Here is a 26,752-nt window from a genome sequence, read left to right on the forward strand (position 1 = left end):
GTTACTAATTTTTTTGCCACGGACGACGCGGACTAACACGGACGAAATAAAAATTTTCAGATCTTTTGTCCGTGAGTGTCCGTGCCGTCCGTGGCTAACACTCTTTAAAACCGATAAGTCCAGCTGGCTGAGGCGGCGAATTGGTCTTTTTTGCCGCTGATGTATTCGACTTTTTTGTCGGTGGCCTGGAGGTTCAGGTCTAGCCAGCCGTTGAGTACCTGGGTGCCGTAGCCGAGCTGCAGTATTGCTATATCCTGGCTGTTTGCCGGGGCGGTGTAGAACACTTTGTCGTTGGGGGCGACTACTCTGGTGCTGCCGTCTTTGTTGAGTTCGGCGTAGCTGGCTTTGGCGGTGATGTTGCTGCCGCCGGGCAGAAAGTGGTAGGCGCCCAAGGTGACGGCTACAGCGTCGCCTTCAAAGCTGGCGGCCATGTTACGGCCGTAGTGGCGGTAGCCGGTGCGGTAGCGGCTGTGTTCGAAGGCTACGTTGGGCACAGCGCTGCCCATGAAGTCGTCGGCCAGGGTGTTTGCGTATTCCAGAAACCATTGTTGATCGGCATTGAATAGCTGGCTGGTCCAATCTGCACCCATTAACCAGGATTTCTTTCCGGGGAAGGCGCCGGCTTCGTCTTCGCCCATCATCTCCATGTAAAGGCCCATGCTTTGCTGGCCGATGCTGAAGCCGTAGCGGATGTCTATGCTGCCGAGCTGGTCGCCGGGGTCATCTTCTTCCAGCTGGCCATTGTCGCGGCCGATCAGTGCGTTCCAGATGGTGGAAGCGCCCTCTGGCCGCCCTTCCCCACCGAAGATAATGGCGCGAGATAAGCCGATGTCCAGGCCGTTTACGGGGCGGAAGCTGAAGCGCATGCCGATGAGTTTGGCTTCGGGTACCGCGCGGTCTTTTTCAAACTGGCCGGTTAGCAGGGTGGCGTTCCAGGGGCCGAGCCAGCTTAGCCAGGGTGTTTCGAAGGCGGCGGGGTCGTTCCTGGTAACCCAAACCGAGGGCACCGGCCGGGCGTTGTTGGAGAGTATCAGGCTGGATTGCCAACCCGGACCCCACCAGCGGTCGATGGCACCGGCGCCGAATACCCAGTTACTTGCGGTTGTAGCGAGATAGCTGCCGTCCAGGCGGAATTCTTCGTCGTCGTCCGGATCATGGGCGTAGGCGGGTTTGATGCCTGCGGCCCAGGCGTTGCCTTGCCACTGCAGATTGAAAGAGGTGCCGGCTTTGGCCAGGGCGTTGTTCTGAAATCCGGTGAAAGCCGGGATGTCTGACTGGGCGTTTACGTTGAATTCTGCCCGGAACCCCGGCTGAGCTTGTTGTTCCTGTTCAAACCTTAAATACGCGCTGGCCATGCCGACGGATGGCAGGTCGGCGTTGGTGCTGGTTTGGGTGCCGTTTTCCAGTGCTGACCAGTTGATGGGCCAGGTGGTTACGGAGCGGTCCAGGTGGCCACGGTCTGCGAGTTTCTGTACGGCAAAACGGGCCCGGGGGTCGCCCGGTTCCAGCCAGGGGGCCGCCGCAATGGAGAGGCTGCTCAGGCACGCTACCGCCCCACCGACCAGGGCCCAGTGTTTTGAGGTCATAGAATTCTAATTATCTTGAGACAAGGATATAACCAAAAAGCGGGAGGAAAGTTCCTAACGCGGTCCTTGTCAGGTTGTTTATGGTGTATTTCAGAAGTGTGACGATTCTACGGGATGCTGGATTACACGCAAGTGACAAAAAGGCTGACTGAGTATTTTGTGGACAGATTGGGGCGTTAAAGTTTGTCAAAAATTTGGGAATGCAAGTAACTTGGTCACGTTTTCAGCGACTTATCTAAGGGTCTGTCCCCGTATGGGGACTGACCCATTTTGGACCCCCGGGGTCTGTCCCCGGATGGGGACTGACCCATTTTGGACCCATGGGCTCTAACTGGGTGGCATGGACGGGCAAAAGGGGGTCAGTCCCCGTTCGGGGACAGACCCTTGGGGCAGACCCAAAAAAAAGCCCGCGGCAGTGGCGGGCAAACAGAACAAGCGACTTCAGTCTCGGTCAGGTCGGCAACACGCTTTACGGAGTACAGCTTTGCAGCGTTCCGAGACTGAGCGAACCAAAGCGTTCGGAGGAGGACTACGAGTGGGGCCGGAAACCCCGCTTTAGTTCGCATTTATTATGCTATACGATGTTTTTTCGTTTTTCATCCTTTTCTGTGGATTTTTATGGAATAACGTCAGCGGTTTCTATTTCGGTCGAGCGATTGGCCAAGCCGCCCACTGTCGTGTGCCATTTACGCCATAACCCTGGCCTGTTCTGCACCTGTATAGTCAGAATACGCAACCTCATTCGATAACAAGAAGGTGTGTCATGCCGGAATGCGCGGTTTCTGAGCTCGGTAAGATTGATTCTGCAACACGGATTCGGGATGTCATCCGGTCTGTGGGGTTTGACCTGGTATTTCAGCCCAAGGTGGCGTTCAGCCATGGCAAGCTGGGCGGTATTGAGGTGCTGGTGCGGTGGCCAGAGGTGGTGTCTGGCCGGCAGGCTCCGGATCAGTTTGTGCCCCTGGCGGAACAGCACGGGCTGGCCCCGATGCTGGACCTCCACGTTCTGGAGCGCACGCTTCGAACCTGGCGTTCCTGGTCTGCCCTTACCCGCCTTTGCTGGAGCCCCTTCCCTATTTCGGTAAATGTGTCTGCCATGAGCGTTCAGGATGAAGACTTTCTGCGCTCGGTTACCTGGCTGCTGGCAGAATCACCCCGGCCCAAGCTGATGTTCGAGCTGACCGAAACCGCACCTTTCCATAACCCGTTGGCGGCGGCGCAAACGCTGGAAGCGCTCTCCGGCCACGGCATTCAGGTATCGCTGGATGATTTCTGCACCGGCTTCAACAACCATGAACGCCTGGGCACGCTGCCGGTGGCGGAACTGAAGATCGACCGGGAAGATACCGCCAAACTCGACACGGTTGCCGGCATTCGCCATGTGGGGCAGATGATTGAGCAGGCCAAGGCCGCAGGGCTGACGGTAACGGCGGAAGGTATCGAATGCCGGGACCAATGGAAGACGCTGCGCACCCTGGGTTGCGATTACGGCCAGGGCTACTGGCTGTGCCCGCCCCTGAGCGCTTCAGATGCGGTGGAGTTCGTGCAGGGCTACACCCCAAGCCGGTTGCTGACGGCCACCAATGAGGAACACAGCGCCCTCGAGGCCGTTGATCTTGCCCCGGGACTTGTCCATAATTTGCCAAAATGAATTAAGCATGAATTAGTCCATTCGATTAATTTAATGTAAGAAAACCGATAACAGACCAACACATCCAACAATTACAACAAGAGGCAGCCCATGACAAAGGCCTTGATCCATCGCTTACGTGAACGTAGCGCCCAGGCGCTGGGTGCATTCTCTGCTGGCAAGAAGGTTCTGCTTGCCAGTGCGGCCCTTACCCTGGCCGGCTGCTCAGCCAACCCGGTGTACACCACCACGGGCATTGTGCTCTCCAACTACGCGGAGGGCGAAGCCACTCCTTATGTGCTGGAAATGAAAGACCCGGAGATGGCCTGTGCACTGGGGTTGTCCCTGGACCCGCTGGTGTACTCTTTCTCCCGCGTAACCTCCCCGCCCGACACCACCGGCGCCTTGCTGATGCTGTTGGCGGCGAACTGCTCTGAATACAACGCCATGGAGGCGGAGATCACGTACCTTCGCGCTAACCACGAGGGCAATGTGAACGAAGCGCGGGATGCGCGCGAACAGGTCAAGCGGCTGAACGCGGAAATTGCCCACCGTCGCCTGCTGGCGTTTGAACGCGCCATGGCCGCCTATAAGTTTGACCCGGGTGCAGAGCCCCTGGAGTGCCCTTTCCTGTTTGATGATCAGGATGAACTGACCTTTCTGATGGGCCTGGTCACCGGCATGCAGGCCATCGTAAACGATGCCAATTCCGGCGCCATGGCGGGTATTCCGCGCAACATTGCCCCGCAGGCCGAGCGGGCTGTGCGCTGTGTAGAGAATGAAAAGTGGGGCGGCGTGCCCAATGCGGTGCGGGCCCTGGTGTGGCTGTTGCTGCCGGATACCCGCCCACCGATGTCCCCAGACCCGTGGCAGGTACTGGAACACAGCCGGGAGCTGGGCTTTGACCGGGGCTTCCGGGTAGCCAGTGCCCTGGAAGTGGTGGCAGCAGAAACCTTTGGCCGGCCGGATGTGCTGAAGAGCGCCATTCGGGCTGCCGCCGATGCGGAATCGGAGATGGAAGTGTCTTCCGCCTATCAACTGTTGGACAGCGTCGCCCGGCGGGTGTTGCTGCATTCTTCGGATAAACAATGGGCTGCCAACTATGGCTACCGCACACCGTCCAATTCTTTTGGTAGTCTGTCGCCGGTATCGTCCAACCGATCAACCCAAACAATGGATCTGGACGACCTTCTTTAGGGTCGTCACTGACTGAAAACAAAGACAATGTCTGACGGGAGTAATAACCATGCGTAAGTTTATCGGAGCCCTGGCACTCACCTGTGCTGCGCCCCTGGCCTCGGCCAATACTATGTCTGTGTGTGTGTTTGATGTGATCGGTGCCAACGGCGATGTGTTCAACGTGATGAAGGATTATGCCCTGGAGGTGAAATCCCTGGGCGTGAACCTTGAGCTGAAGCCCTACACCGATGAAGGCGTGGCCGTGGGCGATTTCAACGCCGGCCAGTGCGATGCGGTCGCGGCAACGGATCTGCGAACCCGGCCATTCAACAAGTTCACCGGTTCGATCAGCGCCGTGGGCGCCCTGCCCACCTACGATAACCTGGAAACCTTGCTGGCCACGCTGGCCCAGCCGAAAGCCGCCAACTTTATGCAGAGCGATGGTTATGAAGTGCTGGGCATTTTCCCGGTGGGTGCCGGTTACCTGTTCGTCAATGACCGCTCCATTAACACCGCTGGCGCCCTGGCCGGGAAGAGGATGGCCACGTTGGATTACCAGAAAGACGCTATCCACATGGTTAACTACGTGAAGGCCACCGTGGTGCCCTCCGACATCACTAACTTTGCCGGCAAGTTCAACAATGGCTCGGTAGACACCGCCTACGCGCCGGCCTTCGCCTATGAGGCCCTGGAATTGTACAAGGGTATTGAGCCTGATGGTGGCGTGGTGGATTACCCGCTGGCCCAGCTGACCGTACAACTGATTGCCCGTGAAGGCGTGGTGGATAGCGACACGGCCCAGAAAGCCCGGGAAGCGGCCTGGGGCATGTACCCGCAGGTGATGAACCTGATTGAAAGCCAGGAATCCGCCATTCCCGATGAAAAGTGGATCAAGATCCCGCAGCAAGACATTGTGGGTTACCAGGAAATGTTCCGTGAAAACCGCCTGGAAATGCGCGATGGTGTGAACCGCGCCCCAACTGTCTACGACCCACGCATGCTCAAGCTGATGGCGAACATCCGCTGCGCAAGCAATCCGGGTGCCGCCGAATGCACGGCGGCTAATCGGGAATAAACTTTGGGGTCAGACCCCAGGACATTTGATGAGGTGAAATGTCCGGGGGTCTGACCCCAATTTGGTTTACGAGGTGGTTTTGGCGCGCTGGGTGGTGGTGGCGGTTTTGGTTTCGCCCTGATCGCGTTTGATCAACTGCTCTGCGCTGATGTCTGACAAGGCCAGGGAGCCGTGGCATACCGCTGCCACTTGGCGGCTGAATTCCTGGGTCATGTAACGTTCAGAGGTTTGCGCCTCGGCTTCACCAGAGCGTGCCCTGAGCTCACGACCACTGAGTAGCTGCACGGTCATTCCGTTCTCTGCCATGGCTCGGACAGCGTTTAGGTAGGCGTTCTGGTATTCCTGGCGCATGATGCTCTCCACTGTCTCAAATTAACCATTTGAGTTGCGTTGATTCTTTCAATAAATACATACGTCCTTTCTGTATTATCAGCTTAGTATATTAGCCTACTTTGGCTAATTCGCTGACCATTGTCACATAATCCTCATAATACTTTACAGGAGTAATCCACTCCCGTCGTATCAGACCTTCGTCTGAGGCTATGTCGTCGCGCAGGCAGGAGATCAGGATGTAGCCGTAGGTTTTGTAGAAGGCTTTGATTTCATGGCCCTGATGCACATCCGAAGACGACTGCCAGTCGGCATAGACCACGTACTCTTCGCCATCCAGCTCGAACGAAACCATCTGCGGCGAGGCCTTACCAAAGGATTCGTTCAGGAATACGGCATTATTGGGCGCACCGCCGGAAGCCGGCAGGCCATAGAGGAACCAGATCACGTTGGCGACATCACCGCTCTGATCTCTCTGGATTGCGACTGTTCCGTCCAGAACAATAGCCATAGCGTCTCCTTGTGTTACAACTCTTCGCGCCGTTGAATAGCTTCCAGGTACTCGTCCATCTCAGCCTGATCACCAAACACGGTGAGGTCGGGCATGATTTTGACGATTTCGAACACCTTTTTCACCCCTTTGCTCATCTGGCTGACACTTACCTGCCCCTTTCGGGCTTTCATCAATTTCAGGGTCTTGAAGATGACCCGCAAACCGGCGGAGCTGATAAAGCTGACACCGGCCATGTTGAAGGCCACCAGCCGGGTGGTTGGGGTGATGGCTTCAGCCAGGCGTTCGTCCAGCTGCGGTGCGGTATCGCTGTCCAGCGAGCCTTGCAGCTCAAAGCTCAACGCCTCATCAGAGTTGTACTGTTCGATAATGGTCAAAGGCATGGATCGTCTTCCCTGGGCAATGTGGTGTCGAGTGCTACCGTGAGCTTATTGGTGCCATTCTCGTAGCGATAGTTCATCTCGTCGCTCAGTTGCGACATGATGGCCAGCCCCAAACCACCGATGGGGCGGGCCTCCACGGGCTGCTCGCCAGGGGGGCTCGATTGCGTTGGGTCAAACCCCGGGCCAGCGTATTCAAATTCCAGTTTTACCTTGCCATCATTACACACTATCTCAAGAAACCACTGACAGCTGTCAATTTTTGTAGCGACATGCTCTTTGATGTTGGCATGAAACTCGTCAATGATGGTGTAGCAGTCACTCACCCTGTCGTTATCCAGGCAATGCTCGCCGTAGCGATCACGAACTTTTTGCAGGATGCTTGCTATCGTCTCTGTGGACTGGATGGATAGTGCCATGGTGTTGTATCGTCAATAAGGTTATGTCGTCGGATTGTGGTGCACCACTGGCAAAGGATAGCAGCTGTTCACGCATGTAGCCGAGCAGCCCCTCGGGCTGGTTGAACGCCCGGTAGCCCAGGTTCAGTAACCGCTCTTCGCCGAACTCCTGCCCTTCCCTGTCAAACGCTTCGGTTACGCCATCGCTGTACAGGGTAATGCTCTGGTCTGGCCGGATGCTGGCACTCTCTACGTCGTAGTCCACGTCTTCATACACGCCGAAAGGCGTGGCAGGGTTCCCTGGCCACAGTTTCGGGCTGGTTTTGCCGTCTACAAACATGGGCTCGTTATGGCCAGCATTGAGCCATTGGATTTCACCTGAGCCAAGCTCCAGCACGCCCATGATCATGGTCACGAACATACAGGCGTCGTTGGAGCGGCACAGTTCGTTGTTCAGGGCCCGGGCAATGGCGGCCAGATCACCATCCAGCGAGCGGGCCAGGTAGTTGAGCAGGCTGACGGTTCTGGCCATGAACAGCGCCGCCGGCGCACCTTTGTCTGAGACATCGCCCACGGCAATCAGCAGCTTGCCGCTGGGCAGGCGAATCAGTTCGTACAGGTCACCGCCAACGGCTCGGGCCGGTTGCAGCCAGGCTTCGATGGTCCAGTTGCGGTAAGTCTCCCGGAAATGCCCGGCCCCTGGCACCATGGACATCTGGATGGAGCGGGCCACCGACAGTTCAACTTCCAGTTTCTTGCGCTCCCGCTGTTCGTTTTCCATGTCGCTGGCCAGGGAATGCACCAGGTGACGGTTCAACAACACCGTGCGTACCATGGAGCCAATCACCTGCAGGTGGTCGATGGTGGCCTGGGCGATATACATGTAGCGGGACTGAACCGTCAGGAAACCGATAAAGCTGTCCTCGCCCTGTTCGTCGTTCAGCGCTGTGAGCAGTATGGGTTTGGGTTCCACGCCTAACCGGATGCGATCGTAAATGGCATCCTGGGGGGTGATGTATTCTGCCGCGGTGTCGGCCAGCATGTTGGCCACCACCTTTCCAGCGATGGGCTGAATGGTGGCGCTGGTGTTATCAACGCGGCTGGTGTCTGGGGTGTTGTGATGAATCGTGGCCAGGCAGGCGAAGGTTTCGTCATCTCCGGAGCGCTCCCACAATGCCAGGGCACCGAGTTCGTAGTGGCTGACAATGCGGTGCATCAGGTACCGAAGCTTTGGCTCAAACTCGTCGCCACTGGGCAGGTTGACCAGATCAACCCCAAGCTGCCGGATAAACCGCTCACTGGCGGCGGCCGCCTCCATCGCTTTTTGCCACTGTTTTCGTTCAATGGCCAGGCCGGTGAGCGAGACAATGGAGGCCAGGTCTTCCAGTTGCTGTTCATCCGGATTGCGGGGGTGATGGCTGAATACGGTGACAACGCCCAGCAATTCGTCCCGCTGGCTGACAATGGGCTCAGACCAGGACGCCAGCAGGCCGAGGTCTGCCACCACACGGGTGTAACCCTGCCAGCGGTGGTCGTCCACAACCGACTCACACAGGGTTCGGTGGCGGGTGTAGGCGGCGGTACCGATGGAGGTGCCGCCGTAACGGGCGGGTATAACGGGTAACTGTTCCCGGAAGTCCTTGGCTAAGCCCCCCTTGCCCAGCGGTGTGAGCGAGTCCCGCTGCTGGTCGTACCGGGTGATCAGGCAGCGGGTGTCTTGCAGGCGAATCTCAGCCAGCTTGCACAGGCTGTCGGCCAGGTTTTCCATGGGCGCACTGCTGTTGATGCCCGTGAGAATGCCATTGCGGAGTTTGTCCGCTGCCTGGTTCATTTTGTAGGCGTGAATGTTGTTGGCGCTGAGGGTGCGCGCCGGGCGGCCTTCGAAGACGGTATTGCTGATGTAGCAGTCCATCCAGATATTCTGGCGGGCAGCGGTACTGAACAGCCACTCCCGGCGCAGAAACCCGGAGGCCTTGAGCTGGCTTATCCAGCTTTCAAAATCGAGCAGCGAGTAGGGGCTGGGCTGCCAGGCATCCGGGCGCATTAGCACGGTGTCTGAAAGCTCCTCGACAGAATCACAGCCAAACAGATCGAGGGCCTGGCGGTTGGCAAACAACAGGGTAAGTGTGATGCGATCAAACACCAGGATGGCGGCTGAGCCCTGGTCCAGCATGGCCCGGGTGTCTGACATCGACGACCGCAGGCGGCGCTGGGCGTCGTCGTTCGCCCGGGCCAGCGCCTGCTCCCGCTGTCTGCTTTGCTTTCGGGCGTGTTGGTGCCACAACGCGACGGCACCAAGCGCAACGGCCAGCACAACAACCAGCAGCAGCTCTGGTTGCAGTAATCTTTCCGGCAACGCTGTCCCGTCAAACATCTTTACAGCTCTTTGGTTGCACAGGTTTATTCGTCAAAGACTACATTCTCTACCAATTGCGAGCCAGTTTGTTCAGCCCCCAATACCCGCAGTTGCATGCCGCCGAGGTCTGCGCCCAGGGCAGAGAGCAATGGTGACACCAGACTGGTGACAACGCCTTCAAGAACGGTCGAGAGCAGGTTGGTAAACGGGGTCAGAAGAGCATCGCTCAGCTCATCAAGAATGTCCTGTTCGCCACTGGAAGCAGAACCGGCACAGTTGAGCAATGAGAGGTTATTTACCGCCACGTCGACGTTATCGATACCGCCAGTGGACGATAAGCCAGCGGTTTCGCAAACACCTCCCGGGCAATACAGGTTATAGGTTTCCAGGCTTTCATAAGACGCGCTGGAACCGATATCTACATCCGCTTCTGCGCTCAGGCAGACATCCATATCCACTACCGTTACAAGGCCAAGAAACTTGGCTTCTACATCCAGTATGGGGGCATAGATGGGCTCTGGCACAAATTGCTGGGTTACCGGGTCTATCGCCCCGGATTCGGCGTTCGCCACCCCACCCTGCATTCGGAAGTCAAAGCTGGTGGCGTTGCTGGTACCCTTGGCGCACTCCGCGCCCTCGAACACCGCTTCGCCACCGCCAACGCGCACGGCGAGTGGGATCTGGATGGCGTCCTCGCCGCCGCCCAGAAGTTTTACATCCAGCGAACCCAGCGACATCAGGTTGAGCCAGTAGGTCACGGTATTAACCAACGATGAACTCAAATCCACCGCAATTCGTGCATCCAGGGCAATATCCGCTGCCGCTACCCGGGTCATCCATTGTCCGTTACTATCTTGCCGGGCCGGCCCGATGACAATTTTCGGCGGTTCATCCACCCATAAACCCAGCGATACGTCCAGATCAGCCAGCAGACTTTCGGAACCAACAAGGCTGTTCAGCAACGCTGAATCGGAGGTATCCAGGTCCAGTGACAGCAAACCATTTCCCGCCTGATTTGAAGCGCGAACGCTGTTCATCACCAGGCTGACCACGAAATCGTAGGCCGGAACGGTGGTCTGCCGCGGAGGTGGGGGCTCTGCCAATACTTCAAAGATTGCAGACGCGTTCAGGCCGCCAAGGCCAACGGCGCCCGCCAGGTCGTCCACCACCCGGCCAGCCGGGGTCGCGGTGCCACCGGCAAGCGTTACCACTGCGTCCAGAACATCCAGCAGCGGCTCGTCGACCAGATCGGTCAGATCGTCCACACCAAGAGCGGCCAGCAGATCCCCGAGGCCAATCAGGGTATTCTCAAGGCTGTTCAGTGCCGTTGCATCCAGACTATAACCGGGCATACCCAGCACGCTGCCAATCAACATACCCAGCAGACCATCTTCCACTGTGGCGGTTGAGCCGGCAGCACTCAGGGTGGCGTAGACCTCTTTGCGGGCAACGGCATCGGCGGAAATGGTGATGGGCGGGAACAGCTTCTGTGGCAGCAGGAAAGAAACAGGCTCGGTGCGGGTATAGCGTACCAGCGTGGCGTTGGTCTGGGCCATTTCCGTGCCTGGGTTGCGGCTGGCGAACCGCATGGGACTGGTGGCGGTTTCACCGGGGCGCAACACACCGGGGAGGATTTCCAGATCGCTCGCCTCGCCGTCAAAGCCTGCTGCTTCGGCCGCCAGCAGGGCGCGTTGCTGCATAGAAGCCCAGGTAGCGTCTGTACCGCCACAGGCCTGGGCTTCATCAGCCGCTGCGGTGGCGGCGGAGTTCACAATAGACTGCATTTGAGACTGCATCATCAGCAGTCGGGAGCCGTCGATCAGCAGGGTCACGAAGATGAACACCAATGCCAGTAGCAACGGTGTTGCAAAAATCAGTACGCCCTGCTGCCGACTCTTATTCATCGCGGGTAGACTCACCTATGCGTTGCGGTATCGGTTGCTGGAAGGATTCTTTCAGCCTTTCCAGGGTCTGGATAATGACCGGTTCGCTCAGCTCACCGCCCCTGGCAGGCTGTTCAGATTGGGCTTCCAGAATCCGGGAAACCGTTGAGTCCGATTGTTGCTCAAAAGAGAGGCCGGCCAATTGGCTCGCCTGACGTTTGCCTGCGGCAATGTGTTCTTCTGTCAGGCCGATCTGCTGCTGCAACTGCTTGATCGCCGCATCGCCACCGTTCAGGTAATAGGCGGCAATCAGGTTCTGCCGGGTAGATGGCCTGCCCCGCGACAGCTCGTAGGCGGTGCGCAGTTCAAACGCAGCGCGGTCGTAGCGGCCAGCGCGCATCAGGGCGTAGCCCAGATCGTTACGAATGTCGGCATTGGCCGGTGCCTGGGATTTGGCCCTGGTCAGCAAATCGATCGCTTCAAGGGTGTTGTCTTTTTTCACCTGTACCACACCCAGGCCATGCAGTGCCTGGTAGGAATTGCATTCGTCCACGATGGCCCGGAACACTTCCTCGGAATAACCCAGCCGGTCTACCTGCCCCAGTAGCTGAGCCCAGCGCAGCCAATGGGCCTGGGTGTCGAACGACAGCCCTTCAAGCCTGGCCAGTGCGGCATAGTATTGGCGGTCTTCCATGGCGGCATCGATGGCGTCCAGCTCTACCCGGTGCTCTGGCTGCGCCACCTCGGAGCAGTTGATCAGGTAAACCCCGTTATCCAGCGCACCGCTCGTTTTGGCTGGGCCGGTGCTGCCTGTGCCCGTGGTGGCCATGGAGGAACAACCCGCCAGCGCCAGGCCCAAGCCTATGCCGCCCAGCTTCGCTGCCATTCCTTGCCATTTGCCTGATGTGTTTACTACCCGCATGGTCAGAGTTCACCTTTTGTTGTCACGGTTGTGCGCTATCGCTGGAATGCATCAAGTATCGACAGTACCGCCGGCCCGCCGATTAACATGAACAGAGACGGCAGCATGAAGATCATCATAATGATGGTCATTCGGGCGCCAATCTTGTTGGTTTCTTCTTTAAGTTTGCTGCGTTCTTCGTGCTGGGCTTCTTCCACTATCTGGTCCAGCCCGCCGGCCACCTTGGAGCCCAGGGTGCCGGACTGTTTCATCAGGGCCACGTAATGGCGCAGCACGGTGAGGTTTCGGTTTCGGCCCAGTTCGTCCAGGGCGGCGGTGCGGTCTGCCCCGCTTTCCATGACGCGGTTGAACCGGTCAATGCGGTGAATGAGCCGTGGCATGAGATCCCGGGCCTGATGGGAGATTAGCTTCAGGGAGCGCTCTGGGCTGAGGCCGGCTTCCAGTAGCATTCGGGTCATGTGGCAGAGTTCGATGGCTTCGCGATTTTGCAGTTTTTCGGCGTCTTCACCGGCGCTGCGGGCAAAGCGCCTGGGCAAGTAGAAGGCTGCCAGCAGCACCAACGCAGCCATCACGAAATCCAACCACCAGAAGGCGGCAAAGGCAACGCCAAATGGCACCAGCCAACACCAGAACAGATAATGTTGGCGGGCCTGGAGGGGCGTTTTGCCGGTGGCGTCCAGAGCCGGTTCCAGTTCCCGGAAATCCGATGCGAAGAGTTTTCTGTCTACCAGCCACATCAGAAATTCGCTGTAGGGGGACTCGGCCTGGCCGGTGTCCATGGCGATTTGCTGGCGACGCAAACGGGCGCTTACTCGGGCTTTGAGGGCCCAGCGCGGTGCCCCGTAAACACCGGCAATCACTGCCAACACCGCCAGCACGGCGGCCAGAATCAGGGCAAGATTAGCCACGGCCCACCCCCCTGATCAGATTCCAGATCATCACTATGCCCAACAGTTGCAGGCCGCCGGACACCATTAACAGGGTGTGGCCCACCTCCGAGTGCAACAGTTTCTCGGAAAACTGTTCGTTCAGCACCACCATGTACACCGCCAGGCCCGGGGGCATGATGGCGAAGACGATGGCCGTGAACCGAGTTTCCGCCGTGGCGGCCATGAATTCCCGGCGCAGTTCCTGCTGGGAGCGAATGGCCTTGGCCACTTCAAACAGCACCGGTTTAACCGAAGAACCAAAGCGGGAGGAGGTTCTTAAAGCAATGGCGATCTGGGTAAAGGCAGGAATCTGGTAGAAGCTGGCAAAGGCGTCCAGTACCAGTGTGTAATCCCGGCCCTGGCTGACGGCGTTTTTAAGCCGGAACACCATGGGATCAAACACCGGGGAGGCATCGCTGAAGGCGTTGACGATGCTTTGTTCCACGGAGCGGCCAACGGAAATCGAACGCAGCATGCCATCGAGAATGCCCGGCAATTCCTCGAAGATCTGCCGACGCTGGCGCTCGAATTTTACCCGCCAAGTGGTGATAGACACTGTGACCACAAAAAACACCGCCACCAGGGCTTCCACCGGCCCTCGCAACATCAGTACCGCTAACAGGATGGCCAGAATCACCGCCACCATCAGCATGAACCTGGTGCCAGACATACGGAAGCCGGCCCGCAGCAGTATGTTTTGCAGTGGCCCGAGATCGATTACCGAGACTTTCTGCTCTACCCGCACTTCCGGAGTCAGGCGCCGCGCCGTGCGTTTTTTTATCTCGCCGGCGGCCAGCATGCGGCTCAGGGTGAGCTGCAGCATGATCACCAGCACCGCAGCCACGCCGGCCATCAGGCACAACAGCCAGATCAGCTGGCTATTCACGGGGCAACCTCGGTGTCTTCCGGCGCCAGCCAGTCCAGTTCGCTGGAGCGGTACAGGGTTTCCATGCGGTAGGGGTCTTCTTTGGTGGGGCGCAGGGCGACCACTTCACTAACCAGGCGGCGGCCGTTGGGCAGGCGCGTGAGCTGAACCACCACATCCAGAGATGAGCCGATCAACCGGGCAATGGCCCGTTCGCCGGCATCGTAGCCGTTCACCGCCAGCAGGGTTTCGATACGAATCAGCGCATCTTTGGCGGAATTGGAGTGGATGGTACTCATGGAACCTTCGTGGCCGGTGTTCATGGCCTGCAGCAGTTCAATGATTTCTCCGGAACGAACCTCACCCACAATCACCCTGTCTGGCCGCATCCGCAGGGCGTTGACGATCAGGTCCCGGGCGGTGACGCGGCCGGTGCCTTCAGTATTGGCCGGGCGAGTTTCCAGGCGCACGATGTGCGGGTGGTTCAGCTGCAGCTCGGCGGAATCCTCAATGGTGACGATGCGCTCGTCTTTGGGAATGAATTCGCTGAGCAGGTTCAGGATGGTGGTTTTACCGGTACCGGTACCGCCGCTGACCAGCAGGTTGCGACGGGATTCCACAATACCCGCCAGAAGGTCCAGGCACTCCCGGGTCATGGAACCCATGTTAACCAGCTGGTTGGCTGTCAGGTGTTTGCTGGAGAACTTCCGGATGGACATAGACGGTCCATCCAGCGCGATAGGCGGGATGATGGCGTTTACCCGGGAGCCGTCCGGCAGGCGCGCATCCACCATGGGGCTGCTTTCGTCCAGACGGCGCCCAAGGGGGGCCAGAATGCGGCGAATGATGCGCAATACGTGGTCGTCATCAATAAACCGAACCTGCACTTTTTGCAGCACGCCGGCAATTTCCACGAACACACTGCGGGCGCCGTTGATCAGGATGTCATTCACCTGGTCATCCGCCAGCAACGGCTCCAGCGGGCCAAAGCCCACGACTTCGTCCACCATTTCCCGCACCAGCATGGTCTGGTCGGCCATGGCCAGGGGGATGCGGTTGACGGACACATACTGGTCTACCGTGGACTGGATAAACCGGTGAAGCTGCTGGGCGTCTACCCGTTCAACTTCGATACCCTCTTCGTCCAGACGCTCCACCATATGGGTGTGAACGTTCTTTTTCAGGTTCTGGTAATCGTCGTCAATACGGGTCGCCATAATCCGCCCTCTTAAACCGCTACGCGTTTAAAGGTGAATTTTCGGCGGGTTTCCCCTGTTGCACAGCAGGTGCGTATGAAGCCCCCCATGTTCCTGTGGTAGGTGCTCTTGTGCAGCATGTTGGCCATTGGCAGCCCTGCATTCATGGCATCCAGGCGGAAGCGCCATTCCATCGGCAGCACAAGGTCGCATTTCTGATCGAGTGTTTTCTCAATGTCGGAAAGCGATAGGCTGGCTCTTCTGTGATATCCGTCGACCGCAATATACCGGGAACATTCCGGAGCAACCCACTCCTTGATCTCCTGCAGTAATGTTTCTGTCGCCTGTACCTGATCAACCACCGGATGGGTAACCACGATGATGCGGTTAACGTTGGCACCGATGGCTCGGAGCCATTCCCCGGTGTGGGCGGGGTCAACTCGGATCACCATATGATCGAACAGGGTGGCCAGTTGGCTGATGGTGATGTACAGGTCGGCGGCGGCGTCGCCTTTAAGCAGTTCACTGCTGATATCGCCAGACAAAAGCCGCAGGCCGTCCCGGTATTCCTCCAGGGCGGTTTCCACCAGCGAACGGTCGATACTGTCGCCACGGCTGATCAGTTCGTCCAGGGTCAGGCGGCTGAGGTTGTCGAAATAGAAGGTGCGGTTGGCCTCGGAGTTGGAATCCATGGCCAGGATGCTTTTGCCAGTCTGGCATTCATTCAGTTCCGCCACAAAGTTCTGGCAGAAAAAGCGGGTATCAACAATGCTGGACGCCGAGACCACCAGCGTGATATCGCCCCGGCTTGCGTTAGGTACAGAGGCCGGCGCCTGGGCGGCGGAATCGGCTATGCGCCGAATGCGATCGCGGGCGGTATCGGCGTCTACGCCGGTCACCAGGCAATCCCGGGCACCGGCACGCATCATGCTGAGCAGCAGGCCCTGGGACAGCCGATGGGCAACCCCAATCAGCTGTGAGTTCGGGCAGGCTTTCTGAATGGCGGCAAACACCTTCAGGGCCCGGTTGGCGTCGTTCTCATCGATGGCCACCAGCACCACCGGTGCCCCGGTTGCCTGCACCAGGCGGCTGACCCGAGACAGATCCGTGGAGCTGAGGCATTCCAGATTCCACTCAGATTCCAGCACTCGCTCAAGCCAGACGCGGGCGCCTACATCATCGGCTACGCAGATTATGGATTCGCTCATGGGTACCCTTCCCTTACCAGCTCAGGCCGCTTTCAATCGGCTCGCCTGCACTGCGACTATTGATCACCATGTCCAGCCAGCCGGTGCTGCTGTACTCATACTCTTTACCGAAGTTGCGAACATCCGCCGGCAGCTTTCGCTGGGGGCTAACCAGCCTGGGGGTGACCACCATGATCAGCTCCTTGTCTTCGGAGGCGATGCGGTCTGACCGGAAAAAGGCACCAAGAATCGGAATATTACCCAGGCCCGGCAGGCGGTCACTGGTGTTGGTGGTGGAGCGGCTGACCAGGCCACTGATGATGAAGCTCTCGCCGGAAGCCATGGAGACCATGGTTTCGGTGCGGCGAATGCGCAAACCGGGCACGGCTACACCACCGGTGGCGACACCTGATGAGAAATCGAGCTCACTGACTTCGGGGGCCACTTTCAGGATGATCTGGTCTTCACTGACCACGGTGGGTGTTAGTGCCAGGCTGACGCCAAATTCCTTGAACTCAATCTGGATATCACCGTCCCGGGACGACACCGGAATGGGAAACTCACCGCCCGAGAGGAAAGTGGCAGTCTGGCCACTGAGGCTGACCAGCGAGGGTTCCGCCAGAGTGTAAGCAAAGCCGCCGGATTCCAGGGCATTGATGATGCTGAGGGAGCTGGAGCCGAAGCTGAACAGGTTGAAGCCCTCGGCGCCCACGCCCGGCACACCGGCTGCGGAAGCGCCGGGGAAACCCCGGGTGGCACCGCTGCCCGGTGGGGCGATGGTAACGCTGTTGTTGCCGCCATTGAACAGTCGCGAATAATAAACGCCAAGGGTATTGAGCTCGGAGCGGTTCACTTCCACCACGCGAATGTCGGTTTGCACCTGCATGGGCAGCGGGTTTTTGGCCCCCAGAAGGTCAGACACCTGAAAATTGGTCTGCCGCGGGCTGGTTTCGCCTTTCAGCCAGGCGCGGACAATGGCGGAACCCTGCGCTTCTGCTGTCACCAGCACTTCCTGCTTGCCGGTGGCGGTGACAGACACGACATCCGGATTGGACACTGAGAGCTTTTCCAGCGGTTTCATAAAGGTGAGCACGTGTTGCTCGCCCGGGGCCACGGATACCCGGCCGGCCTCCGCCAGCACTGGCGCGGCAATAACAGCAAAAAAAGCCGCTAACAAAGTAGTCGCAAACGCCCTGCCCGATGGCTTCAGGCGGGAACAGAGATCAGCGTACATAGACACTCCTTGTGCCGGAACCTTCGTAAATCTTGACCTCCTGGCCGGGATTTCTGGCCGGGGCTTGCCGGGGTTGCGGTGCGGACGCAGGCTTGGCTCGAGCGCTTGGGCGAATGTCTGTGAGCAAACTGATTTGCTGCTCGTCTTCAGGCTTAGTGATGGTTTCGCCCTCTGCCTGTTCACTGGTCATTTTCAGCTCCGGCCTGGCGGCGACAAAACTCAGTCGTGATTCTGAAGCTGCGAGAACCAGGCGAGCCACATCCGCCTGCGGTACCGACAGCACCATGGTCTGGTTACGGCGCTGGGCGTCGTCACTGGCGTCACTGCCAGGTTCCAGGGCACCGCGCACTGCCAGCACCTCGACATTGCGCATCAGGCGGGTGGTGCCGGTATCGGTTCCGCCAGGACCCTTGAAGGTCGCGTAAATATCCACTTGGTCGCCCGGCTGGATCAGCCCACCGACGCTGGACAGAGCGTTCAGTTCAAAAGCCATGGCGCGAGCGCCGTCGGCCAGGGACAATTGCAGCGGCGTGCCCGAATCAATGCTGGATTGCGACAGCAGCATGCCCGCTTTAAGCGGTCTGTTTAGAGCCGTTCCAAACGGGGCTTGATCTGGGGAGAGAGCGCCTTCCAGGGCCGCCGACAGTTCAAACTCCTGGAACTGTTCCTGCGCGAGCACGGTGCCGGCTTCCAGGTCTTCAGTGGCGACCAGATAGCGGAAAACCGGTGCTACCTCTTTCTCCTCTGCCGCCGGGGCCGGCGCCTGGTCTGCTGACGGGGTGGCTACGGGCGCTTCCGGAGATTGCATCAGCCCGTAGAGGGCAAGGCCGATAGCGGCCAGTGCCAGTACCAGGGAGGGCGCTGCGTATACGAACTTTGACCTCATTCAGTCTGTCCTTATTGTTCGCAATGAGAGTTGCCGCGCAGGGGCAAGGTTTGTCATTTCAAAACGCAATGGCGGAGCGGGCGGTGAGCTGACTGGGCATGGGCGGAAACGCACCAATGCCCGCAAACCGCACCTGGGGCATAAAGGAAGAGTCGCCCGCATCTGCCACCAACACACACTCCAGCAGCTGCACACCACCATGGTTGACCAAACCACATTCGCGGGTTGCAAGGTGGTCGGCGGCCGCTGCCGGCAACCGACCACTCAGCACTGTAAGCACTTCGCTGCTGTAGGCTACGGCGTTGTCTGCAAAGGTGCTGTACTCCCTCCGGTCCAGCGAGAATACGGCGGACGCGGCGCGGTCTACTGCTACCTGCATCTGGTACTTGTTATAGAAGAGTACCCCGTATCCCGCCGCCCCGTAGATGATTGCAAGAATCATGGGGAAGACCAGAAGAAACTCCAGAGCAATAACGCCTTTTTCTTTTTTTATAGTCATAAGGCACCTATGCAAATCAATACTTGTACCGCACAAACAAGTTGTTGATCAGTTGGCGTCTACTTGATCCTGAGCGTTGCCAAGCAGGGAGTTGAAAGTATCAACTATTTTACTGCCAATGCCGCCTTCGTCGCCGGCGGTTGCGATGACCACCCCCAGAATAATGACAATGACCGCCCCGAGCATGAGGTATTCGAGGGATGACGCACCTTTTTGGTGGGAGCCAGCAAATGCTTTGGAGAATGCGTTTCTAATATTATATTTATTCATGGCCAGACCTCTTTATATGAAACCAGTTCTTGTTTGATGCGTACAGAATAACTGACCGCATTCGATCCTTCGTTCCATGAATGCATTTTCATCCTAACTGCATTATTCGCACTTGACACCTTTATAACTGAAAAGGTTTGTAAAGTTATTTGCCCGAAATGCCAAGTTTCAAGGCTATTTGTGCCAACGGCCATCCCGCCAGAACTGCCCGAGGTCCAGCCCACGGGCGATAACTTCCTCCTCTACACACTCACGCATGGCCCGGTAGATTGGTTCCCCTTTCTGCCTTTGCTGCCAGAAAACGGTGGCAAGGCGGCGGGCGAAGAATGGACAAGCGGCCTCTGGCTCCGCAAATTCATAACTCATTACCCTGGATGCCCCGAACAAAGGCGCCAGCTGGCTCAGCTTGAAGTCCGGATCTTCCTGCTGGATGGCATCGAAAATGTCGCGGCCAGAGGCCGGTACCGGCATGAACAGATCGATATCGTCCGGGTAGCGGAACAGATAACGCAGGAGAATAGAGGTAGGGGCATCGATACGCTGGTTCGCCCGCTGGCGGAATCGATAGAAGGCTTTTACCTGAATACCAAATACCCAGTATGCCTCGGCACTGGTGAGACCAAAGCTTTCCCGGAACAATGAGAAGGGGCTGTCACTGCGACCCAGAATCGGGCGTTGGGCGCGGCTATAGGAGGCCAGTTTCTGGTCAGACACCTCTTCGGTGTTGGTCCATTTACCTTTCTCGATCGCCTGCTCAGGACTGGTATCCCGTGAGGCGGCCTCGTCTTTCAGAATGCCAAGGTATTGATCGTTGAACCAGACCTGAAAGCGCTGATTCACGTCGTTTTCGAAGTTCAGCAGCAGTTCATCATTCATCCAGTCCGTTAGTGAATCCCGCTCGCGGAGCAGGGCCCAGCCATTCAGGTTCTTTGCGGTGGCCAGGACATCAGCGGGCACTTCTGGGGTTTTGCTGGCCAATGCCGCGAGTGCGTCCGCGAATGCACGCGCATACTTGGCCACCACCAGGCGCTGCAGGCGAATGATGGGCAAACCGGCCCCTTGGGAGCCGTCAGCGCTCTCTGACAGTAGTTTGTAGGAAGAAATATACGAGCGGCCAAACAAAGGCGCAAAGCCCGCCTTGTTGGGTGTTCTGCCATCAGCCCCCGGCATAAACGGCTGCAACAGGGAAAACACTTCCGGGTGGGAGGGGCGCAACGGAATGGGTACCCACTCCGGGTGTTTCAGCAGCAATCGCACCAAAATGGCCTGGCTTGGCCGCAATCCGGGAAGCTCGGCCACCGCGTCGTCGTCATCGGCCAGGCCCAGGGTTTCATCGGGCGTTACGTCTCGCCCGACCGTTTCGATAGAGCTTTTTGCTCGCTTAAGCTGGCTCAACCGATTCAACGGGACATTCATCAGCATGGCCAGATCAAGATCACGGACTTCGCCGCCCCCTAGGTAGCTCTCCAGCACTGCTTTGAGGCTCATCAGGGATTGGCCGTTGATCGGTTTTGACGGGTGAGTGAGTTCGCTTCTTGCCATGCTCTGCCTTTATCCTTTAATACTCATTGATAATATCCACACTGAATCACAAATGGCACGCTTTCGTTTTTGTATAATATTTTTTCAATGTTACCATACGAAGCTGAACAGTCTGGGTGCTTCTGATGGACATTGAGCAAACGCTCTGAGGTGCAGAAAATAGTGCGCTGACCATTACCCAGGCTTTCATCATGCTGATTTTCCGGAGTGTAAAGCCACCGTGTCTGCCATTGGTACCAAAACGTTCTTCTTCTACGAGGGCGAACAGCAACCTGCAGAATACACCATCTGCCAACCTGACTATTTTCAGGGGCCGGATTTTCAGCTTCCCCGTAAAGGCATTACCCTCCTCTATGGCAACAAGGGCCCTGGCAGCCTGATCGGCGCTGCCGTTCGTGAAAGCGCATCGACAGGCCTGGGCGTCTGCTTTGCCGATATCAAAGTCGATATTGGCGATTGGGACAGCAATAAACAGAAGCTGTCCACCTTCAACGCTTGCCGCTTCCTCAACTTGCCCCTGCGGGCCAACCGGGAAGTGCTGGACGACGTTAACCGGTTATGGAACCAGTGGCTGAACGCGGAATGCGCTCCCCGTGAGGATTTCCCCCGCAAGCCTTCCAACCGGATGGACCTGCTGGACAAACTGGTGGAGCTGGACCCATACCGGGAGTTAACGGCCATTGCCTATGACGCCGTCACCCGCTTCGGTACCGCCAAGTTCGTCACCATCTATAACCTGGACGCCATTCTGGACGACCAGATTACCGTGATCCCACCGCAGACAACGCTTCGCTTCTCCTTGCCCAAAAACGCCTGACCCCTTCCCTGCTGCACCACTGCATAAAAGGCCATTAAGCCGCCCCCTACCCCTGCGCAAAGCAAGCCGCTCGGGCCAGAGTGTCAATTAACGTGAAATTGTGTAATCTTTTGTTTGAGTATCGCATAATACCACTTATACTGATTTTGCATTGAGATCACAAGGAGATAATCCATGCAACGACGCATTCTGGCTCTAGCTGCACTGTTCGGTGCCGCCCTTGCGCCCGGCCTGGCCGCCGCTTCTGAAAACTTTCCGATCAGCTACACCTCTGTCGGGCTGGAGGGCAGCTATGTTGACTCCGGCAACTCCCGCAATAAATCCGCGGTAGAGGACAACCTGGCCAATTACTGGGAGGGCGGGCTTAACATTACCCACCAGTTCAACCCCAATTTCAGTCTGTTCGGCCAGGCCAGCTACGCCGAGCCGGAAACCCGCGTAAATAAGGTCGATCTCGAACTGTGGCGCTTTTCATTGGGTGGCCGCATTCACCCCGGCAAATTCCGCCTGGGTGGCTGGCGCCCGTTCGCCGGCGGCGGCTACAGCAACACCAACCTGGATATTGATGGTGGTGGCAGCAAGAACGAAGACAGCCTCTACCTGGAAGGTGGCCTGCAGCGCATGCTGGCGCCCCGCTTCATGTTTGAAGCCGGCGTACGTGCCCGCACCGAACTGGAAGACGGCTATGTAGACGGCCAGTACTTTGCCGGCATTCACTACCTGTTCAACCGCAAGTTCCCCGCAGCTCCCAGTTCCGAGATTGAGCCACGGCGAGAGCCGGTGATTGCTCCGCCAAAAGATTCTGACGGCGATGGGGTGATTGACGAACTGGATAAATGCCCGAACACACCCCAGGGCGCCCTGGTGGATGCCGACGGCTGTCCGAAAGAGCTGACCCGTGAAATTCGCGAGACCCTTTACGTTGAGTTCGAGCTGGACAAAACCGAAGTACGCGAAGCCTTCTACCCGGACATCGAAAAGCTGGCCAAGGTGATGAAGCAATACCCCACTTCCACGATCTTGCTGGAAGGCCACACCGACAGCACCGGTTCCGCCAGCTACAACCAGCGGCTGTCCAAGAGCCGCGCCGATGCGGTGATGAAAGTGCTGATCAACGAATTCGGCATTATGCGCAACCGGATTACCACATCAGGTATGGGCGAATCCCAACCCGTTGCTTCGAACGACACACCGGAAGGTCGTGCACAGAACCGCCGAGTGGAGGCCGTTGTCTCCGGCGAGCACACCGAAATCATGAAGAAATAAGCAGAGGACGCGATCATGACGATTACAAAACGCACTTTGACAGCATTGGGTATTGCCTCATCACTGGCCTTGGCAGGCTGCGGCGGCAGTGGTGAAGGCCCGGGTGATCCGAGAGTCTCCGTACCTCAGGACCCGACGCGGGACCAGACTGAGCAGGCGCAGTTCTGCGCATCCTCAAGCAGCACTTTTGCGGTGACGGAATTCGTACCGGCAGATGGCGCAAGCGATGTGGCGCTGAACAGCAATGTGCGAATCACCTTTAACGCCAATATTGACCCAGCCAGTGTGGCGGCCCACGTTCGCTTGCTCAACGGTGTCAACCAGGTGGCGCTTGAAGAGGGCAGCCCCCGGGTGATGGGCAAGTCTGTGGTGCTGAACCCACAGGGCAATCTGAGCGCCAATACCGAGCACACCATTGAAGCTTTGTCTGGCCTGCAAGCCGATTGCCCGGATAACGACACTGCTAAAACCCTGGGCACCCAAAATGCCGCCAGCTTTACCACAGGCGACGTTACTCAAGAAGACACCACCAGCCCGACCGTGGCGGCTTCCAGCCCACAAAATGGCGAAACCATGGCGTCGCCTGATACCCGCATATTCATGGAGTTCAGTGAGCCTGTTGACCCCACTACGGTTAATGAAGATACCTTTGTTGTTCAGGAACTGGACGATAACGGCAATGTTGTGGGCGTGGTCTCCGGCGCCATCGGTGTGGCTGGCAACTCGATTGAGTTTACGCCTGATCAGAACCTCTCTGGGCAAACCTACTATCGCGTCATCACCACCAACGGCATTACCGATCTTGCCGGCAATGGTGTGGAATCAACGGATTCGGTTGTGTTCCGAACCGGTGGCCTGGTGCTGGCCCTGAATGAAGGCGTTATCAACCAGATCCCGCTGCTGGGCGCGGCCCTGAACGAACTGGGCGGAACCCTGCTGGACCCGCTGGCGTTCGGCGATTCGGAGGATGGCCTTAACAGCCTGGACAACGCACTGATCCTGAAGCTGCCGCTGATTGAGGGCCTGGCAGATGCCATTAACGGGGACACCCAGCTTGGCGGAATGTCGACTACTAGCGTGGATGGGGTTGATTTCCTCAATTTCCTGACCGGCGTCATTGCCGTTTGTGATCCGAAATCGGTAAACAATGGTGAGCCCGGCGTTGACTGCACCCTGGCACTGGATCTGGGCCTGGGCCAAAGCCAGATCACTGCCCTGGCGGACGCATTCACTGGCGGTAACCCGGAACAGGTTCCTGACCTGCTGCTTGGCCTGATTGAGGGCTTGTCCTCCGGCGACCTGAGCACCGTTCCGCCTGAGCTGGCCGACCTTTTCGAGGAAAACGACCGGGGCTTGCTGCAACTTCGCCTGGTGGATGACAACGGCCTGCCACTGCCCTCTCCGCTGGAGGATGGCCTTATGATGGTGTTGGATGCCACCTCGCAGATCCCGGTACTGGGCGAACTGACCAACCAACAGGATGCCAAGGCACTGGCCGATATTGGCCTGCTGCAGGGCTCCCTGGTGAGGGTTGACCTTGGCGGCCTGGCTTCCATCACCGTTCTGGACGGCTTCGAAACCTTCGTTGGCCCCAACGGTGTTCTGAATCTGGGCGGCGCCCTGTTCGACACCTTGCTGGCGCTCGCCCCTGAAGAGGGCGGAAATGGCGGCATGCCGAGCCCTGAAGACCTGCCCCTGATTGGTCAGTTGATCGGCCTGCTGGATGCCGGCGGCTTCCCGGACGGTGGAGAGTTTGGGCTGGCAGATGAGTTCATCGAAAGACTGCAAAATCTGTTCGAGATGGACACACCTTTTGAGCCGGAAGACCTACCCCTGCTGGGTGACCTCCTCACCCTGCTGGACCCGGCAAACTTCGGCGAAGGTGACCTGCCGGTGATTGGCGACCTGATCGAGGAACTGATGGCTCTGGGCGACCTGTTCGACCCAAGCAACCTGACCGAACTGCCGGAAACCTTCGCAGGCCTGTTCGGCGACTTCTTCAACTTCTAATCCCACCTTTGGGGTCAGACCCCCGGACATTTGGCACCATCAAATGTCTTGGGGTCTGACCCCATTGTTTGTTTTTTGATCACACCAATTGATCTCCGTCTATTACGGTCGCTGCACAATTTCTTACAATTTAGTCCTACGGAAGACTTAAGCAGTGCCGTTATTGTTGTTGGGAATTACCTTATAACTAAAGTGCGCTTTACGGAGTGCTTATGCGAAAGAACCTTCCTGTTACCAACACCGAGCGCACCTTCTCGCCCAGCCAGAAGTTGATTTCTTCCACCGACCTGAAAGGCAAGATCCGGCACTGTAATAAAGCATTCGTTGACGTCAGTGGCTTCAACCGTGAAGAGCTGATTGGCCAGCCCCACAATATTGTTCGCCACCCGGATATGCCGCCGGAGGCCTATGCCGAGATGTGGGGGTGTCTGAAAGCCGGCAAGCCCTGGATGGGATTGGTGAAGAATCGATGCAAAAACGGCGATTTTTACTGGGTGAGCGCCTACGTCACACCAGTGACCGAAAACGGGGAGGTCATCGGGTACGAGTCGGTTCGCTCTTGCCCCGCCCGGGAGGATGTGGCCCGGGCCGAGAAACTGTACGCCAGTATTCGGGCGGGTAAGCCGGCACTGAAACTTCGGGGCTATGCATCCGCTATTCCGCATATCCTTGTCGGCACTGCGCTGGTTGCTGCGGCCCTCCTCTACGGTGCCGGGCAGGTTGCCGGGGCCACGGGCTTACTGGCATTTGTCCTGGTTGGTCGGCATGTCTGGGCAACGGTGTCGCAATCGAATCTGATCACCTCCGTAATGGAACAAATGGGCAAGACCTTCACCAGCGATCTGGCGGCACAAACTTATACCGATGCCGGGCTCGGCCTCGGCCGGCTAAAAGTAGCGGTTATGGCTCAGAAGGCGCACCTGGACGCGGTGCTAACCCGACTGGAGGATTCATCTGCGGCGATGAGGTCGCACACCACGCGGGACCTTGAAATAGCCCACGACACCCAGCAAAACATGCAGAAACAGCAGCAGGAAACCGAACAGGTGGCGGCTGCCATTCATGAGATGTCGGTGACCATCGGTGAGGTTTCACAGAATGTGCAGTTGACTGCCGACAAGGCGGACAACGCCCGCCAGGCGTCTGATCAGGGTGTTGCCACCATCAACTCTACCCGGGCCGCCGTCGAGAATTTGAAGCAGACCGTACACAACATCGGCCAATCGGTTAACGATCTGGCCCAGCAAACCCACCGGATTGCCTCTGCCGCGAAAATTATCGAAGACATCGCCGAACAGACCAACCTGCTTGCCCTGAATGCCGCCATCGAGGCAGCACGGGCTGGTGAACACGGCCGGGGCTTTGCGGTGGTGGCCGATGAAGTGCGCAACCTGGCCCGCCGAACCCGGGAATCGACCAAGGAGATTCATGGTGTGGTTTCCGAACTCATTGGCAAATCCGAGCAATCGGTGCAGGTCGCCGAAACCGGCGTGACAGCCGCTGATAATGGCCTGGAAAAGATGCTCGAAGCCCAGGCAAGCCTGTCAGACATAGCCGAGTATGTGGTCACTATCGCTGAAATGGCCCTGCAGATGGCTACCGCCGTTGAAGAGCAGGCGCAGGTGTCTGATCAGATCAACGAACAGGTGGAACGCATCTCAAATATGGCGGAACAGAACCTGGTCAAGGGCGAGGAATCCACCCAAAGCGTGCGCGAGATGGGCGACATCGCCAAAGACCTGCACGAGCTGGTCGTCCGCTTCAAATAAAAGTTGGGGTCAGACCCCAGGACATTTGATGG

The 26,752-nt window shown here is 57.9% G+C and carries 24 protein-coding genes; 7 read left to right on the top strand and 17 right to left on the bottom strand.

What is annotated here, in order from left to right; all coding sequences use genetic code 11:
- Positions 1-104: 104 nt before the first annotated feature.
- The gene (locus FIV08_RS12855; RefSeq protein ID WP_152438603.1) at positions 105-1,586 is read right to left on the bottom strand and encodes a capsule assembly Wzi family protein; all 1,482 of its coding nucleotides are present in this window, start codon (positions 1,584-1,586) and stop codon (positions 105-107) included.
- 763 nt (positions 1,587-2,349) lie between these two features.
- On the opposite strand from FIV08_RS12855, the gene FIV08_RS12860 reads away from it, so the two are divergent.
- From FIV08_RS12860 to FIV08_RS12870, 3 genes are all read left to right on the top strand, one after another.
- Positions 2,350-3,237 carry an EAL domain-containing protein gene (locus tag FIV08_RS12860; protein WP_152438604.1) on the top strand — a complete coding sequence of 296 codons (888 nt, stop codon included), beginning with the start codon at positions 2,350-2,352 and terminating at the stop codon, positions 3,235-3,237.
- Between the two features lie 90 nt (positions 3,238-3,327).
- Positions 3,328-4,413 carry a hypothetical protein gene (locus tag FIV08_RS12865; RefSeq protein ID WP_228715415.1) on the top strand — a complete coding sequence of 362 codons (1,086 nt, stop codon included), beginning with the start codon at positions 3,328-3,330 and terminating at the stop codon, positions 4,411-4,413.
- A 49-nt stretch (positions 4,414-4,462) separates the two neighbouring features.
- Complete coding sequence (locus FIV08_RS12870) at positions 4,463-5,470, top strand: putative solute-binding protein (RefSeq protein WP_152438605.1); 1,008 nt, start codon at positions 4,463-4,465, stop codon at positions 5,468-5,470.
- A gap of 66 nt (positions 5,471-5,536) precedes the next feature.
- Here the strand turns inward: FIV08_RS12870 and FIV08_RS12875 are convergent, their stop codons facing one another.
- The 16 genes from FIV08_RS12875 to FIV08_RS12950 all read right to left on the bottom strand — a co-directional run bounded on the left by FIV08_RS12875 (position 5,537) and on the right by FIV08_RS12950 (position 20,858).
- Complete coding sequence (locus FIV08_RS12875) at positions 5,537-5,821, bottom strand: hypothetical protein (RefSeq protein WP_152438606.1); 285 nt, start codon at positions 5,819-5,821, stop codon at positions 5,537-5,539.
- A gap of 91 nt (positions 5,822-5,912) precedes the next feature.
- Positions 5,913-6,311: a hypothetical protein gene (locus FIV08_RS12880; protein ID WP_152438607.1), complete on the bottom strand. Its 399-nt coding sequence runs from the start codon at positions 6,309-6,311 to the stop codon at positions 5,913-5,915.
- A gap of 14 nt (positions 6,312-6,325) precedes the next feature.
- Positions 6,326-6,694 carry an STAS domain-containing protein gene (locus FIV08_RS12885; protein ID WP_152438608.1) on the bottom strand — a complete coding sequence of 123 codons (369 nt, stop codon included), beginning with the start codon at positions 6,692-6,694 and terminating at the stop codon, positions 6,326-6,328.
- Positions 6,685-7,110: an ATP-binding protein gene (locus tag FIV08_RS12890; protein WP_152438609.1), complete on the bottom strand. Its 426-nt coding sequence runs from the start codon at positions 7,108-7,110 to the stop codon at positions 6,685-6,687. Before FIV08_RS12890 ends, FIV08_RS12885 begins: the two co-directional genes overlap by 10 nt.
- Positions 7,052-9,463 carry a SpoIIE family protein phosphatase gene (locus FIV08_RS12895; protein ID WP_152438610.1) on the bottom strand — a complete coding sequence of 804 codons (2,412 nt, stop codon included), beginning with the start codon at positions 9,461-9,463 and terminating at the stop codon, positions 7,052-7,054. The genes FIV08_RS12890 and FIV08_RS12895 overlap by 59 nt, the downstream gene beginning before the upstream one ends.
- A gap of 26 nt (positions 9,464-9,489) precedes the next feature.
- On the bottom strand, positions 9,490-11,349 hold the full coding sequence (locus FIV08_RS12900; protein ID WP_152438611.1) for a pilus assembly protein TadG-related protein: 1,860 nt from the start codon (positions 11,347-11,349) through the stop codon (positions 9,490-9,492).
- Positions 11,342-12,214 (bottom strand): tetratricopeptide repeat protein, encoded by an 873-nt coding sequence (locus tag FIV08_RS12905; RefSeq protein WP_152438612.1) that lies wholly within the window; start codon positions 12,212-12,214, stop codon positions 11,342-11,344. The genes FIV08_RS12900 and FIV08_RS12905 overlap by 8 nt, the downstream gene beginning before the upstream one ends.
- 71 nt (positions 12,215-12,285) lie before the next feature.
- Positions 12,286-13,158 carry a type II secretion system F family protein gene (locus FIV08_RS12910; protein ID WP_152438613.1) on the bottom strand — a complete coding sequence of 291 codons (873 nt, stop codon included), beginning with the start codon at positions 13,156-13,158 and terminating at the stop codon, positions 12,286-12,288.
- Positions 13,151-14,065 (bottom strand): type II secretion system F family protein, encoded by a 915-nt coding sequence (locus FIV08_RS12915; protein ID WP_152438614.1) that lies wholly within the window; start codon positions 14,063-14,065, stop codon positions 13,151-13,153. Before FIV08_RS12915 ends, FIV08_RS12910 begins: the two co-directional genes overlap by 8 nt.
- Positions 14,062-15,261 (bottom strand): CpaF family protein, encoded by a 1,200-nt coding sequence (locus FIV08_RS12920; protein ID WP_152438615.1) that lies wholly within the window; start codon positions 15,259-15,261, stop codon positions 14,062-14,064. The genes FIV08_RS12915 and FIV08_RS12920 overlap by 4 nt, the downstream gene beginning before the upstream one ends.
- Positions 15,262-15,272: 11 nt before the next feature.
- The gene (locus tag FIV08_RS12925) at positions 15,273-16,448 is read right to left on the bottom strand and encodes a response regulator receiver-like protein (protein WP_152438616.1); all 1,176 of its coding nucleotides are present in this window, start codon (positions 16,446-16,448) and stop codon (positions 15,273-15,275) included.
- Between the two features lie 13 nt (positions 16,449-16,461).
- Entirely contained in the window at positions 16,462-17,661 is a 1,200-nt protein-coding gene (locus FIV08_RS12930; protein ID WP_152438617.1) for a type II and III secretion system protein family protein, read from the bottom strand.
- Positions 17,651-18,547, bottom strand: coding sequence for a Flp pilus assembly protein CpaB (cpaB, locus tag FIV08_RS12935; protein ID WP_152438618.1), 897 nt, complete (start codon positions 18,545-18,547; stop codon positions 17,651-17,653). The genes FIV08_RS12930 and cpaB overlap by 11 nt, the downstream gene beginning before the upstream one ends.
- Positions 18,548-18,605: 58 nt before the next feature.
- Positions 18,606-19,046 (bottom strand): TadE/TadG family type IV pilus assembly protein, encoded by a 441-nt coding sequence (locus FIV08_RS12940; protein ID WP_152438619.1) that lies wholly within the window; start codon positions 19,044-19,046, stop codon positions 18,606-18,608.
- 48 nt (positions 19,047-19,094) lie between these two features.
- Positions 19,095-19,316, bottom strand: coding sequence for a hypothetical protein (locus tag FIV08_RS12945; protein ID WP_152438620.1), 222 nt, complete (start codon positions 19,314-19,316; stop codon positions 19,095-19,097).
- A 174-nt stretch (positions 19,317-19,490) separates the two neighbouring features.
- Positions 19,491-20,858 (bottom strand): hypothetical protein, encoded by a 1,368-nt coding sequence (locus tag FIV08_RS12950; protein ID WP_106695067.1) that lies wholly within the window; start codon positions 20,856-20,858, stop codon positions 19,491-19,493.
- A gap of 220 nt (positions 20,859-21,078) precedes the next feature.
- On the opposite strand from FIV08_RS12950, the gene FIV08_RS12955 reads away from it, so the two are divergent.
- The 4 genes from FIV08_RS12955 (at position 21,079) to FIV08_RS12970 (ending at position 26,720) form a co-directional block, all read left to right on the top strand.
- The gene (locus tag FIV08_RS12955; protein WP_152438621.1) at positions 21,079-21,675 is read left to right on the top strand and encodes a hypothetical protein; all 597 of its coding nucleotides are present in this window, start codon (positions 21,079-21,081) and stop codon (positions 21,673-21,675) included.
- Positions 21,676-21,849: 174 nt separating this feature from the next.
- Positions 21,850-22,941: an OmpA family protein gene (locus tag FIV08_RS12960; protein ID WP_152438622.1), complete on the top strand. Its 1,092-nt coding sequence runs from the start codon at positions 21,850-21,852 to the stop codon at positions 22,939-22,941.
- Between the two features lie 15 nt (positions 22,942-22,956).
- Positions 22,957-24,951 carry an Ig-like domain-containing protein gene (locus FIV08_RS12965; RefSeq protein ID WP_152438623.1) on the top strand — a complete coding sequence of 665 codons (1,995 nt, stop codon included), beginning with the start codon at positions 22,957-22,959 and terminating at the stop codon, positions 24,949-24,951.
- A gap of 212 nt (positions 24,952-25,163) precedes the next feature.
- A complete protein-coding gene (locus FIV08_RS12970) occupies positions 25,164-26,720 on the top strand; it encodes a methyl-accepting chemotaxis protein (RefSeq protein ID WP_152438624.1) in 1,557 nt (518 codons plus the stop codon).
- The last annotated feature ends 32 nt before the right edge of the window (positions 26,721-26,752 follow it).

It is taken from the genome of Marinobacter sp. THAF197a, from assembly GCF_009363275.1.
Lineage (GTDB): Bacteria > Pseudomonadota > Gammaproteobacteria > Pseudomonadales > Oleiphilaceae > Marinobacter.

Excerpts from the sequence above, each read along its gene's own strand:
- FIV08_RS12960 (WP_152438622.1), top strand. The coding sequence starts at position 21,850 with ATGCAACGACGCATTCTGGCTCTAGCTGCACTGTTCGGTGCCGCCCTT.
- FIV08_RS12855 (WP_152438603.1), bottom strand. The coding sequence starts at position 1,586 with ATGACCTCAAAACACTGGGCCCTGGTCGGTGGGGCGGTAGCGTGCCTG.
- FIV08_RS12920 (WP_152438615.1), bottom strand. The coding sequence starts at position 15,261 with ATGGCGACCCGTATTGACGACGATTACCAGAACCTGAAAAAGAACGTT.
- FIV08_RS12900 (WP_152438611.1), bottom strand. The coding sequence starts at position 11,349 with ATGAATAAGAGTCGGCAGCAGGGCGTACTGATTTTTGCAACACCGTTG.
- FIV08_RS12885 (WP_152438608.1), bottom strand. The coding sequence starts at position 6,694 with ATGCCTTTGACCATTATCGAACAGTACAACTCTGATGAGGCGTTGAGC.
- FIV08_RS12965 (WP_152438623.1), top strand. The coding sequence starts at position 22,957 with ATGACGATTACAAAACGCACTTTGACAGCATTGGGTATTGCCTCATCA.
- FIV08_RS12940 (WP_152438619.1), bottom strand. The coding sequence starts at position 19,046 with ATGACTATAAAAAAAGAAAAAGGCGTTATTGCTCTGGAGTTTCTTCTG.
- cpaB (WP_152438618.1), bottom strand. The coding sequence starts at position 18,547 with ATGAGGTCAAAGTTCGTATACGCAGCGCCCTCCCTGGTACTGGCACTG.
- FIV08_RS12890 (WP_152438609.1), bottom strand. The coding sequence starts at position 7,110 with ATGGCACTATCCATCCAGTCCACAGAGACGATAGCAAGCATCCTGCAA.
- FIV08_RS12925 (WP_152438616.1), bottom strand. The coding sequence starts at position 16,448 with ATGAGCGAATCCATAATCTGCGTAGCCGATGATGTAGGCGCCCGCGTC.
- FIV08_RS12950 (WP_106695067.1), bottom strand. The coding sequence starts at position 20,858 with ATGGCAAGAAGCGAACTCACTCACCCGTCAAAACCGATCAACGGCCAA.
- FIV08_RS12880 (WP_152438607.1), bottom strand. The coding sequence starts at position 6,311 with ATGGCTATTGTTCTGGACGGAACAGTCGCAATCCAGAGAGATCAGAGC.
- FIV08_RS12870 (WP_152438605.1), top strand. The coding sequence starts at position 4,463 with ATGCGTAAGTTTATCGGAGCCCTGGCACTCACCTGTGCTGCGCCCCTG.
- FIV08_RS12895 (WP_152438610.1), bottom strand. The coding sequence starts at position 9,463 with ATGTTTGACGGGACAGCGTTGCCGGAAAGATTACTGCAACCAGAGCTG.
- FIV08_RS12865 (WP_228715415.1), top strand. The coding sequence starts at position 3,328 with ATGACAAAGGCCTTGATCCATCGCTTACGTGAACGTAGCGCCCAGGCG.
- FIV08_RS12970 (WP_152438624.1), top strand. The coding sequence starts at position 25,164 with ATGCGAAAGAACCTTCCTGTTACCAACACCGAGCGCACCTTCTCGCCC.
- FIV08_RS12875 (WP_152438606.1), bottom strand. The coding sequence starts at position 5,821 with ATGCGCCAGGAATACCAGAACGCCTACCTAAACGCTGTCCGAGCCATG.
- FIV08_RS12905 (WP_152438612.1), bottom strand. The coding sequence starts at position 12,214 with ATGGCAGCGAAGCTGGGCGGCATAGGCTTGGGCCTGGCGCTGGCGGGT.
- FIV08_RS12860 (WP_152438604.1), top strand. The coding sequence starts at position 2,350 with ATGCCGGAATGCGCGGTTTCTGAGCTCGGTAAGATTGATTCTGCAACA.
- FIV08_RS12945 (WP_152438620.1), bottom strand. The coding sequence starts at position 19,316 with ATGAATAAATATAATATTAGAAACGCATTCTCCAAAGCATTTGCTGGC.
- FIV08_RS12930 (WP_152438617.1), bottom strand. The coding sequence starts at position 17,661 with ATGTACGCTGATCTCTGTTCCCGCCTGAAGCCATCGGGCAGGGCGTTT.